This window comes from Pseudomonas sp. COW5 (genome assembly GCF_026240005.1).
Taxonomy (GTDB): domain Bacteria; phylum Pseudomonadota; class Gammaproteobacteria; order Pseudomonadales; family Pseudomonadaceae; genus Aquipseudomonas; species Aquipseudomonas kribbensis.
Genome location: NZ_JAPHVP010000001.1, coordinates 2376323 through 2387442, shown reverse-complemented (window position 1 = coordinate 2387442; position 11120 = coordinate 2376323). Strand labels below are relative to the sequence as shown.

Annotated in this window: 9 protein-coding genes; 2 read left to right on the top strand and 7 right to left on the bottom strand. The window is 62.7% G+C overall.

The window, feature by feature from the left end; genetic code table 11:
- Window positions 1-59 precede the first annotated feature (59 nt).
- Window positions 60-1460, top strand: a complete 1401-nt coding sequence (gene lpdA / locus OQ248_RS10780; protein ID WP_265812821.1) for a dihydrolipoyl dehydrogenase — start codon at window positions 60-62, stop codon at window positions 1458-1460.
- Window positions 1461-1497: 37 nt separating this feature from the next.
- On the opposite strand, the gene OQ248_RS10775 is transcribed toward lpdA, so the two are convergent.
- The gene (locus OQ248_RS10775) at window positions 1498-1971 is read right to left on the bottom strand and encodes an Lrp/AsnC family transcriptional regulator (protein WP_265812820.1); all 474 of its coding nucleotides are present in this window, start codon (window positions 1969-1971) and stop codon (window positions 1498-1500) included.
- 144 nt (window positions 1972-2115) lie between these two features.
- Here OQ248_RS10775 and OQ248_RS10770 point away from each other — a divergent pair, with 144 nt between their 5' ends.
- On the top strand, window positions 2116-2745 hold the full coding sequence (locus tag OQ248_RS10770) for a LysE family translocator (protein ID WP_265812819.1): 630 nt from the start codon (window positions 2116-2118) through the stop codon (window positions 2743-2745).
- On the opposite strand, the gene OQ248_RS10765 is transcribed toward OQ248_RS10770, so the two are convergent.
- Genes OQ248_RS10765 through OQ248_RS10740 form a run of 6 tightly spaced genes read right to left on the bottom strand, consistent with a single transcriptional unit; the run spans window position 2742 to window position 10693 of the window.
- Window positions 2742-4877: a hypothetical protein gene (locus OQ248_RS10765; protein WP_265812818.1), complete on the bottom strand. Its 2136-nt coding sequence runs from the start codon at window positions 4875-4877 to the stop codon at window positions 2742-2744. The two genes, OQ248_RS10770 and OQ248_RS10765, sit on opposite strands and share 4 nt — an antisense overlap.
- On the bottom strand, window positions 4864-6060 hold the full coding sequence (locus OQ248_RS10760) for a DUF3142 domain-containing protein (protein ID WP_265812817.1): 1197 nt from the start codon (window positions 6058-6060) through the stop codon (window positions 4864-4866). Before OQ248_RS10760 ends, OQ248_RS10765 begins: the two co-directional genes overlap by 14 nt.
- Window positions 6061-6115: 55 nt before the next feature.
- The gene (locus OQ248_RS10755; protein WP_265812816.1) at window positions 6116-6931 is read right to left on the bottom strand and encodes a class I SAM-dependent methyltransferase; all 816 of its coding nucleotides are present in this window, start codon (window positions 6929-6931) and stop codon (window positions 6116-6118) included.
- Window positions 6925-7839 carry a class I SAM-dependent methyltransferase gene (locus tag OQ248_RS10750; protein WP_265812815.1) on the bottom strand — a complete coding sequence of 305 codons (915 nt, stop codon included), beginning with the start codon at window positions 7837-7839 and terminating at the stop codon, window positions 6925-6927. The genes OQ248_RS10755 and OQ248_RS10750 overlap by 7 nt, the downstream gene beginning before the upstream one ends.
- Window positions 7836-9140, bottom strand: coding sequence for a glycosyltransferase (locus OQ248_RS10745; RefSeq protein ID WP_265812814.1), 1305 nt, complete (start codon window positions 9138-9140; stop codon window positions 7836-7838). The genes OQ248_RS10750 and OQ248_RS10745 overlap by 4 nt, the downstream gene beginning before the upstream one ends.
- Complete coding sequence (locus tag OQ248_RS10740; protein ID WP_265812813.1) at window positions 9134-10693, bottom strand: glycosyltransferase; 1560 nt, start codon at window positions 10691-10693, stop codon at window positions 9134-9136. The genes OQ248_RS10745 and OQ248_RS10740 overlap by 7 nt, the downstream gene beginning before the upstream one ends.
- Window positions 10694-11120 lie beyond the last annotated feature (427 nt).

The following is an 11120-nucleotide window of genomic DNA, read 5'->3' as shown; positions in this document are numbered from 1 at the left end:
ACGCACATATTACGTACGTAATTTTTAGCGATCCGCATTCTTCAGCCAGGAGTAAGCGCATGAGCAACTATGACGTAGTGATTCTGGGCGGTGGGCCCGGCGGTTATAACGCAGCGATCCGCGCCGGCCAGTTGGGCCTCAAGGCCGCTTGCGTGGAAGGCCGCGCCACACTGGGCGGCACCTGCCTCAACGTCGGTTGCATGCCGTCCAAGGCGTTGTTGCACGCGTCCGAACTGTACGACGCGGCAATGGGCGCGGAATTCGCCAACCTCGGCATCGAGGTCAAACCGACGCTCAACCTCGCGCAAATGATGAAGCAGAAGGATGAAAGCGTCGCCGGCCTGACCAAAGGCATCGAATTTCTGTTTCGCAAGAACAAGGTCGACTGGATCAAGGGCTGGGGCCATATCGACGGCCCCGGAAAAGTCAGCGTGACCGGCGATCAGGGCAGCCGGATCGAACTGACCGCCACCGACATCATCATTGCCACCGGTTCCGAGCCCACTCCCCTGCCCGGCGTGGCGATCGACAACCAACGCATTCTCGACTCCACCGGCGCGTTGTCCTTGAGCGAAGTGCCCAGACATCTGGTGGTGATCGGAGCCGGCGTGATCGGCCTCGAACTCGGCTCGGTCTGGCGGCGGCTCGGGGCGCAGGTGACGGTGGTGGAATACCTCGACCGCATCTGCCCCGGCGTCGATGGTGAGGCCGGCAAGACCCTGCAACGTTCGCTGAGCAAACAAGGCATCAGCTTTAAGCTGAGTTCGAAAGTCACCAGTGCTACGTCCTCCGCCAACGGCGTGCAACTGAGCATCGAACCGGCCGCAGGTGGCACCGCCGAACTGCTGGAAGCCGATTACGTGCTGGTCGCCATCGGCCGCCGCCCCTATACACAAGGCCTGGGGCTGGAGAACGTCGGCCTCAGCACCGACAAACGCGGCATGCTTGCCAACAAACACCATCGCACCGAGGCTTCTGGCGTCTGGGTGATCGGCGATGTCACGTCAGGGCCGATGCTGGCGCACAAGGCCGAAGACGAAGCCATGGCCTGCATCGAGCAGATCGTCGGCAAGGCGGGCGAGGTCAATTACGACCTGATCCCGAACGTGATCTACACCAAACCGGAGCTGGCCAGCGTCGGCAAGACCGAGGAGCAGCTCAAGGCTGAAGGCCGGGCGTACAAGGTCGGCAAATTCCCGTTCACCGCCAACAGCCGGGCGAAGATCAATCACGAAACCGAAGGCTTTGCCAAAGTCCTCGCCGACGCGCACACCGACGAAGTCCTCGGCGTGCATCTGGTCGGCCCGAGTGTCAGTGAAATGATCGGCGAGTACTGCGTGGCCATGGAATTCAGCGCGTCGGCCGAAGACATCGCCCTGACCTGCCACCCTCACCCGACCCGCTCCGAGGCGCTGCGTCAGGCGGCCATGAATGTCGAGGGCATGGCGACGCAGATGTAAGCACGTTGAAGATACTTCCCGCGCAATGCGGGAAGTATCAGGACGGCAGATGCCCCAGGGGCAGCGCTCCTGGGGTCTTCACCGTGTGAATCGCGAAATTGCTGCGAATGTCGCTTACCCCCGGCAACTTCAGCAGACAGCCGGTTAAAAAACGGTCATAGGCGCGCAGATCCGACACCACCACTTGCAGCAGAAAGTCCGATTCCCCGGACACCAGAAACGCCGAAATCACCTCCGGCAACGCCGTCACCGCCCGGTGAAACGCCTCGGCCTGTTCATCGTTGTGCCGCTCGACTTTGACTCCGACAAACACCGTCAGCCCCAGCCCCACCTCATCGCGATCCAGGTTCGCCTGATAGCCGCGAATCACCCCGGCCTCCTCCAGCATCCGTACCCGGCGCAAACACGGCGACGCGGACAAACCGATTTCGTCCGCCAGTTGCACGTTGCTCAGGCGCCCGTCCCGTTGCAGCGCGGCGAGAATCTTGCGATCAAAGGCGTCGAGTTTCATGGTTGGCAGATCCTGATGGTTTAAGCGCGAAAAGAAAGCAGGTTATGCCAATCCTGACGGTTATAGAAGCCAACTACGCAAGCACCTGCCCTGCCCCTCGGTCATAGACTGATTGCACCGAATCGACAACGAAAGGGGTGCGACATGGCGAGTCTCTGGCTGTTTTTCCTGGCTTTGGCGGTGGTCTATCTGCTGCCCGGTCCGGACATGATCCTGCTGTTGCAGACCGGCGCCCGTCAGGGTCGCGGCGCAGCGCTCGCCACAGCAGTGGGTCTGGCAGTTGCCCGAGGCTGTCATGTAGCACTGGCGGCGTTGGGGCTGGCGGCGCTGTTCAAGGCTGCGCCGTGGACGTTCGATGCGGTGCGGATGGCCGGGGCGGCGTACTTGCTGTGGATCGGCATTCAATGCCTGCGCACCACACTGCTGCCGGATCTGAACGCCGGCACCGTAGCGGACAGCCCTGGTCAGTGGCGCGCAGCGATCCGCCGTGGCCTGCTGACCAACCTGCTCAACCCGAAAGCCTTGTTGTTCTGCTCGGTGCTGCTGCCGCAATTCATCGTGGAGGATGGCGCACCGGTGCTGACGCAATTTGCGGCGCTCGGCGCGATGCTGGTGGCCGCAGGATTGCTGTTCGACAGCGCCTATGCCTTGCTCGGCACGGCGTTGGGCCGCTGGCTGAAACACAGCCCGACGGCCCAACGGGTGCAGCAGTGGTTATTCGGCGGCCTGTTGATCGGCTTTGCCGTGCGCCTGACCTTCGTGCAGCAGGCTTAGGCTTTGCGGGCCTTGCGCTGACGGCGGGTAATCAGCAACAACGCAACGGCCGTGAACGCGACAATCACACCGATCACCGGCCACTTGTAAGGACGCAGTGTCGAGCGCACCGAATCGGTCACCTGGGTGACATAGCGCTTGTCGGCATTTTCGAAGTCCGGATACGGGCACTGATGACCGAAGTCCACAGCCCATGGAACGTAAGGCCCTTCATCGACATAGCGCTTGTACAACGCACTTTGCTCTTCCAGGCTGCTGTTCCAGCCGGCGGCCGAACACAGCACGGCGGCGAATGCCTGGCTGGTGTGCGGCAGGTTGTCCGCCGCACGACTGGCCAGCGCCGTGGCAACGAACCGGTAGTGATAGCGCTCATCCGGCTGTGCTTCGCTGGCCTTCTGCCGTTGCACCTCGGCTTCGCTCACCAGCGGCCCGACCTTCAGCTCGGTGGTTTCCAGGCTGTAGTTGCCGCCGAAGGTCGCGTAATCCGGGGCCATTTCATAACCCAGGATGTCCATGCCCCACTCGCGGGCCGTCCATGCGGCATTGAACAGCGCACTGGCGCGCTTGGTCGGCCACCACGCCGAATCGGCTTTCATCCGTTGCTGGCCGTAGAGCCGGGCCTTGTGCTGCAGATCGGGGTTGTCGAAATAGCCGACCGCTTCTTCGTAGTGACCCTCACGCAACAAGCGTCTCCCCAGCAGATTGCGCAGGCTCGCGGCCACCGGCAGCGGCACGTAATTGTCGCGATCCTGCTGGCTCAGCGCGGGCGGCGCCGGGACCTTGGCATCGACATACTGCTTGAGCTCATCAAGCGTCAGCACCCGCTCGGCCACGGTCGCGGCGTCGAACCAGTAAATGCTCTGGCTGCGATACAACTGATCGAACGCCTGCAGATACTCGCCACGTTGCAGCGCCAGAATCGCGCTTTCACCTTCGACCCGACATTTAGGCTGAAGGGATTCAAGATTCCAGTCGGCGGTACGCCGTTCACCCCAGGACTCGTCCTGCGGGAAGGCTTGCGCGGCTTTGGCATAAGCCGCTGCAGCGGCGTTTTTATCACCGTCGCGCACCGCCAGTTTCGCCCGCAGCCACCACGCCAGGCCGCTGTCGCCGGCGTGTTCGAGGAACGCCTTGGCGCTGGCGTAATCGCCCTGTTGATAATTCATGGCCGCCAGGCGATCCGCGTTATCGAGGCTGCCGCGGGTGCTCTCCTGCAACGCCTTGATCAGTTTTTTCTCGTTCGGCGGCTCATCGCCGAACGACCAGCCGATCCGGCTGATCAGCGATGCGGTGACCAATTGCTGTACGGCTTTGCCACGCAGCAACTTTTCCAGTCGATCCTCGGGTTCTTCAGCCAGATCGTTCATCAACAACTTCAACGAGGTGTAGCCGACGTTCGAACCGTGCAGATTTTGCGTGGCGTAGAGTTCGATCGCCTTGTCCCAACTGCCCGCCGTGCGCAGCGCTCGCGCTTCTTCGCCGAGGCTGGCCACGCCCAGCTCCAGCGGATCGCTGAAACCGTCGATGCTCAATTGCCGCGTCTGGCGGAAGGCTTCGATAGCGTTTTCCAACGCCTCGAGCGCATCGCCCGCTTCACTGCTCATGGCATAGAACGCCCGGCCCAGCGAATAAGCGGCCCAAGTGCTGCGCAACGGACGCTGATCGGCCGGCAGCGCCAGCAACTGGCGGAAATACTCGACCGCCAGTTGATGATCGCCAGCGCCGAATGCCACGGCGCCCGCCACATACAGACGCAGCTCCGCCGGCAGGCTCGCGCCCTGCTCCTCGACCTGACGCGCATCGGTGAGGCTGCGCAGTTGTTTGACCAGCGCTTGCTGCTCCGCGCTCAGGCCCTGCTGCTCGGCCTTCTCGCGCAGTTCAGCAGGCTCCTTCGGTTCGCCATAAATGTCGTCCGGGTTGTAGGTGACCGCCGTGACGTTCTTCAGCCCCGCAATGGTTTTGCCGAGACGACTGATCTCGAACCTGAAGTTGCCCTCCGGCAGTTCCGCCAGCGATTGCCCGCGATCGTCGAGCAGACGCATCGGAAAATCCGGGCCGCAGGCCAGCGCCGATTCCAGCGGCAGGCTGAGGCTCAGGCAAAGCAGATGGCGGGGCCAGTTACGGGTCAACATGCGAACCTCCTTGATCAATATTTGCGCAACGTGCCCAACCGATCGCACGCTGCCCGCCCGCCGGCAATCGGCCGTCGCGCAGGCGGGTGAAGGTAAGCAGATCCGCAGTCTGTTGCAACGAATAACCGGCCAGCGCATCGGCACCTTCGCAGCCACTGGCTTTTACCCGCAAACGCGCAGGCCAGGGGCTATCAAGGTTGCCGGCGTTGCCGAGTGTGATGTCGTAGAGGCCGTCCTGCGCCTTGAAGCTCATGCCGAGTCTGCTGGACAGCGCATCGCCTCGGGCCACCGCACGCAACGTGGTCAGGCTCCAGGCACGGCGGTCGTTGGCCAGCGGCAGGCGGAACCAGATCAGCCCGGCCAGGTGCGCCGGCCTATCCTCGCGCAGCTCTGTGGCGAGTCGGCTCAATTGCTGTGGATCGGCCAGCAATTCACGCCGTTCTCCGCTTCGCTCCAGCGTCACCTCGCTTTCCACCACTGGCGCGCCACCGTCGTCCGGCAACAGCGCCACACCGTAGGCCGGCAGGGCCAGGTAGAAGGGTTTATCGCTGACCCGCCCCCAGCGCTTCGCCCAGTTGCGCGCCTGCTCAGGGTCGAACAGTCCACGTCGCGGATCGCTGACCGCATGCACCTGCAACACGCTGCTGTCGACCGTCGCCAGCAGCGCCGGCAGTTGCGGGCTGTCGAGCCAGGCCGGCAACGCAGTGATGCTCAAGGGAAGTGATGACGGCAAAGCAGCACGCAGCTGAGTCAGGAAGTCAGCGTAAGCCGGCAGCCGCGAGATGCCGGCATCGTGGTCGATCTCGACTCCGGCCAGCTTGAGTCCCTGGCTCTGCCAGATAGCGATGACCTGGAGGATCTGCGCCGTAACCTGCTCCTGATCCAGCGCCTTGAGCTGGCCATCAAGGCGAATCACCGCGATCAGCGGCCGCCCGTCGCGCTTGAGCAACTGCGGATCGATTCGCGCCCGGCTCCAGCCCACCTGAGGAAAGGCCTGCAACGCCAGCACCCGCAGGGTCGAGAAGTCGGCGCGACTGTCGTTGAGCGCAGCCTCATGGGCCTGCGTCCACTGGCGTTGCCAGACATAGAGTTGCTGGTCGAGCGCCGGCGCGTCGGATTGATTGCACGCGCCCAGCAACAACAAGGAAACCAGCAGTGCCGGCAGACCCACGATAACCCGCATACCTTTGCGAACCTTCGAATACACAAGGCTGCAAGGTTACACAAAAGCCCGTGGATCAGGGCTTGCGAGCGATGATCACCTGACTTTTCGCCACGACACCGTCCAGCGCGTCCTTGATCTGCGCACCCCGCGGCGAGTTGAGTACCGCCTGCCACGTCTCGGCCCAATGGTTGAGCAGCGGGTGATCCGGATTGCTCAGATCGACCTTGGCGTCCCAGAACAGCAGCATCCACAGCGACCAGTAAAAACCGTACTGGCTGTGGCTGATGATCTCCAGACCCGACTCGCTGACCATCTCCTTGAACTGCTCTTCGCTGATGATGCGAATGTGGTTGGGGTGCTCGAAATACGCCGGCGCGGCGATGTCCTTCTGCAGGTTTTCCGAGCTCGGGTGCGGCACGCTCAACAGGTACAGCGCACCCGGTTGGCCAACGCGCACCAGCTCGGCGAGAAACTGCGCCGGGTCATCGACGTGTTCAAGTACTTCGGTGGATACCACGCGGGTCGCGGTGCTGTCGGCAATCGGCAGCGGATTGCCGTCGGTGACATGGCACTCGACGCTTTGCGCCGTGGTTTCGCCCAGGCGCTGGCGCGCAGCGTCGATCTTGCCCGCGTCGATGTCGGCAACGATCAGCTTCGCCCCACGCATGCCGCAGAACTGCATGTTGCCGCCGTCACCACAGCCGACATCCAGCACCGTGTCGTCGGCGGACACCGGGAAGCCTTTGTACAGCTCGCCGGTTTCGTGGTTGAACCAGCCGCTGAGCATGGCGTCGCGCAAGCCGAGGTCGAACGAGTTGATCGTCTCGGCCGCAGGCAGCGATGGCTGCGCAGGCGTCGTCGCCGTGAGTTTCTTCAAAAGGCTCAGCATGGGGTGGCTCCAGAAAGAGGTTCGGCGGTGGACGAAGCGGTTTGCAGCGGTTTGCGGGCGATGATCACCTGACTCTTGGGCATCAGTTGATCGAGCAATTGCTTGATCGCCGGCCCGTCGGGCAGCGCCAGCAGGTCTTGCCAGGTGCGCGCCCAGCTTTCCATCAGCGGCGGATACGGCGCCTGGATCCGGTCACGCACCGCGCCTTCCAGATCGCGACCGGCCGCCCGTTCGCTGGCCCAGAAGAAGATCATGCCCATCACCCAGAAGAAGCCGTTGACCTGACGATGCTCGATCACCAGCCCGGCATCCTCCACCAGCGCGGCAAACCGCTCGGGGGTGAAAATCTGCACATGATTGGGCGACTGGTAGTAACTGGCGGGGGCGATACCTTTTTGCAGATGCTCGCCCACCGGGGCCGGGACACTCAGCAGGTACTGGGCGCCGGGGCAACCCATGCGCACCAGTTCGGCCATGAAGGGTTCGGGCTCGTCGATATGCTCGAGCACTTCCATGCACACCACTTTGCTGGCGCAGCCATCGGCCAGCGGCAATGGCAGGCTGTTGCTGACCAGGCCCAGATTCGTCCGGGTCGATTGCGCCTCGACCTGCCGGGCGAGTTCACGCACCTTGTCGAGCTCGCTGTCGGTGAAGATCACCGAGGCACCCTGACGCACCGCGAACAGGGTCGCCACGCCCTCACCGCAACCGACATCAAGCAAGGTATCGTCCGCACCGATGGCGAACCCTTTGAGCAACTCGCCGCTGTCAGCGCGAAACCAGCCGTCGAGGATCGCGTCGAGCAAGCCGATATCCCGCGGTGAACCGCGCTCGCTGACAGGTTCAGGGAGCGGCACTGGCGCGGGTTGCGCCGCCGGGCGCAGGCGTCTGATCAATGCGCGGATCATGAACCGGAAGCCTCGACCGCCGCCATTGCACGATGCTCGAACAGCTGCGCGAGAAAGTCCCGCAAACGCTGCTCGGCCACAGCCTGACTGCAAAACCCTTGCAGGCTCAGGACGGCTTGCGCCGACATCTGCGCGTAACGTTGTGGCTGGTGTTTCGCCACCTCGTAGCTGTTGCGATAGGCGACGCAGACCGACGCCCAGTTGGTCATGTAACGCAGCGTGCGAAACGCTTTGCGCGGGTCGTGAGGCCAAGCGGTGAGTTCATCGGTGTACTCGACCAGAAACGCATTGTCTTCGCTCAGGTAATCGATCATCGCCGTGGTGCGCGGCGCCACTGCCGGCTTGCCGCAGGACATGAATTCCATCAGCGGCAGGCACTGGCCTTCGCCGTAGGACGTGTTCACCACGTAGCGGGTGGCCTGCACCAGGCGCTCATAGTCCGCGTCCGCGAGGTAGCCGTAAATCAGCACGATGCGGCAGCGGTAGGAGCGGTTCTTGTACAGATGGTGAAGGATGTCGCTGAGGGCTTCTTCGGCATCGTGGTGGGTGAGTTTGAGCACCAGCGTGGCGTCTTCGACCTCACGGAACGTCACACAGAACGCACTGAGCATGTCTTCCCAGTTTTTGCGCCCGTCGCCGGGGTTGAACACCGAGGTGTACACCACGCCGTCCAGCAACAACTCTTGCTCGCGGACCGGCGCCTCGAAGTCGATGCCTTTGCCTCGGCGCAGATGCTTCGGGCCAAAGGCATCGAGATCCAGCTGGCGACTGTCGGCCACCAGCCCCTTGATCTTCAGGCGCACCGGCCCCGTCGAGGGCTGGTCTTGCAACTGGGCGCCCCGGGCGGCAAAGCGGTCCCACACCGGCGCCGGTACCGCGACAATCGGGTAGTCGGCGCCCATGGCCTCGCGGACCGCATTGACCGTGTAGCTGGAGTGCGTGATTGCCGCACCGCAGGCGCGCAGCACCGTGCGCCAGTCGTTGCGTGGCTCGCCGTCGAAAGGCTCGTTGGGGATTGTGCTGAATTCCCAGGCAAATACCGGCAATGTCGGGCAAGCCAGGTGGATCGGCGTGCGATGGGGCGGCGAGAACGACAGGAACACGCACGGCTCGCCACGGGCCAGGCATTCCAGGTACAGCGCATCGACTTCGCGGGCCGGGTCCGTCACTTCCACCACCTGCCCGAGGCGCTCGAGCACCGGGCGGTATTCCTTGAGCACGAAGTAATAGCTGTACTCGGAACGGCCAAGGTTCTGCGCGATGGTGTGCTGGTTGGTTTCCGAATGAATGATGATCAGCATGGGGCGTTGTCCGTCACGGGGGCGTCATCGGCAGCCGCCGGCAACAGGCCGAAGAAGTCCGCCAGACGCTGCTGTACCGGGGCGAAAGCGCAGTAGTCGTGCATGCGCTCGACAGCGGAGACCGACATTCGGCGATAGTCCTGCGGCTGTGCCTTGGCCATTCGGTAACTGTTCTCGTAGGCACTTTTGAGCGAGCCCCAGTCCGGCCGGTGACGCAGGGTGCGGTAGATGATGCGGGTGTCCTGGGGCCAGATCGTCAGCTCTTCGCTGGACTGGACGACGAAGGCCACCGCCTCGTCGATGTAGTCCTCCATCGCCGTGTGATCCGGAGCGATCACCGGTTTGCCGCTGGACATGAACTCCATCAACGGCAGGCACAGGCCTTCGCAGCGTGACGCGTTGACGTAAAAACTGGCGGCCTGGTAAAGCCGCGCATATTGCGGATCATCCAGATAGCCATGCATCACCAGCACCCGGCAGGCGAACGGCGTCAGTTGCGCCAGCAAGGTCATCAGTTCGCTGTAGTAGGACGCCAGATCGTTCTGGGTGATCTTCAACACCAGCGTCGCGTCAGGTGTTTCGCGAAAGGCCCAGCAGAATGCAGTGATCAGTTGATGCCAGTTCTTGCGGCCATCCTTGGGGTTGAACACGGTGACGTAGACCACGCCATCGACGGTGGTTTCCACCACGGCTGAAGTGTCCGGCAGGTCCAGCGGCGGTTCGTCCACCGCCACTTCATGGGGACCTGCAATGTTCGGCAGGCGCCGTTCGAGCCAGGCATGGGCCTTGTCCGAAAACAGATCGCGAAAGCCTTCCCAGTAGCCGTGATGCAGGTATTTCACGCGGGCCATGGGCTCGGGTTGATCACTCGGGTTCAACGCCCACAGACGCAGGTAATGACGGGCAATGACCAGTCGACGCTTGAGTGTCAGGGGTGGCGGGCGGCGCGCCTCGATATCGGCCAGTTGCTCGGCGGTCAGCGGTTTGGGCAGCAGGTCATCGGCAGAGAGTCCCAGCGTGCGGCTGTCAAAAATGCAGCCCTTGATCGCCAGGGTGGTTCCGGAGTTGATCGGTGCGCTGACATGTTGCTCACGAATGTCCGCGAAGTTTTCCCACAGCGGCGTCGGCAATACCAGCACCGGAAAGTCTTCGCCCATGGCCCGGCGGATCGCCCGGGCGGTGTGGCTCGACAGCGTGATGACCCGTCCTTGCCGTGCGAGCATCTGTGTCCAGTCCTGACGCTGATCGCCGTCCCACGACTCATCGGGGATGGAGTCGAACTCCCAGGCAATCACGCAGATCGTCGGGCACTCGAGATCGGTCGGGGTATTCTGCGGCGGGGTGAAGGACAGGAACACACTGCTTTCGCCGGCAGCGAGCAGCTGTCGATACAGTGGATCGACCTCGGCGCGGGTGGACACCACATGCACCCGGCCCAGGCTTTCGAGCACCGGACGATAGGCCTTGAGCACGAAGTAATAGCTGTATTCGGGACGCCCGAGACTCTGGCTGATGGAGCGGTCGTTGACGTCCGAGTAGAGAATGAAATTCATGGCATCCCACGGTGCGGCCACCATCCCGGCAGCCTCACGCTATGACGGCCAGGCATCGGATGGGGTCGGCATGGCCGACAATCGTCCTGTGTCCCGAAGCACGTCGTCGTTCTTGTTTTAGTGGTCAGTTTCACCGTGCCGCGCTACCACTCCGGCAACGCTCGGCAAACCGCGACGAGGGGCATTCTAAACACATCCGTTCGGGATTCGTGAACCGCCCGGCGAGAAAAACCGGGCTACGCTGACGAGAACTGACCGGTCACGGTTTGGTCGGTTGAAATTGCTGCGCAATTGGCACAGATTGGCAGCCAAACAAATACAACAACGACTTCACCCGTCTTCCGACCGAAACTTACACACGGTCTGACAGACATTCCCCATTCAAGCCTGTGGGAAAAGGTGAGAGTTAAAGACCAAGGGGTCGCTG

Bases quoted from the DNA above. Each gene is read 5' to 3' on its own strand.
- OQ248_RS10765 (WP_265812818.1), bottom strand. From the start codon at position 4,877: ATGTTGACCCGTAACTGGCCCCGCCATCTGCTTTGCCTGAGCCTCAGC.
- OQ248_RS10755 (WP_265812816.1), bottom strand. From the start codon at position 6,931: ATGCTGAGCCTTTTGAAGAAACTCACGGCGACGACGCCTGCGCAGCCA.
- OQ248_RS10770 (WP_265812819.1), top strand. From the start codon at position 2,116: ATGGCGAGTCTCTGGCTGTTTTTCCTGGCTTTGGCGGTGGTCTATCTG.
- OQ248_RS10745 (WP_265812814.1), bottom strand. From the start codon at position 9,140: ATGCTGATCATCATTCATTCGGAAACCAACCAGCACACCATCGCGCAG.
- OQ248_RS10775 (WP_265812820.1), bottom strand. From the start codon at position 1,971: ATGAAACTCGACGCCTTTGATCGCAAGATTCTCGCCGCGCTGCAACGG.
- OQ248_RS10760 (WP_265812817.1), bottom strand. From the start codon at position 6,060: ATGCGGGTTATCGTGGGTCTGCCGGCACTGCTGGTTTCCTTGTTGTTG.
- lpdA (WP_265812821.1), top strand. From the start codon at position 60: ATGAGCAACTATGACGTAGTGATTCTGGGCGGTGGGCCCGGCGGTTAT.
- OQ248_RS10740 (WP_265812813.1), bottom strand. From the start codon at position 10,693: ATGAATTTCATTCTCTACTCGGACGTCAACGACCGCTCCATCAGCCAG.
- OQ248_RS10750 (WP_265812815.1), bottom strand. From the start codon at position 7,839: ATGATCCGCGCATTGATCAGACGCCTGCGCCCGGCGGCGCAACCCGCG.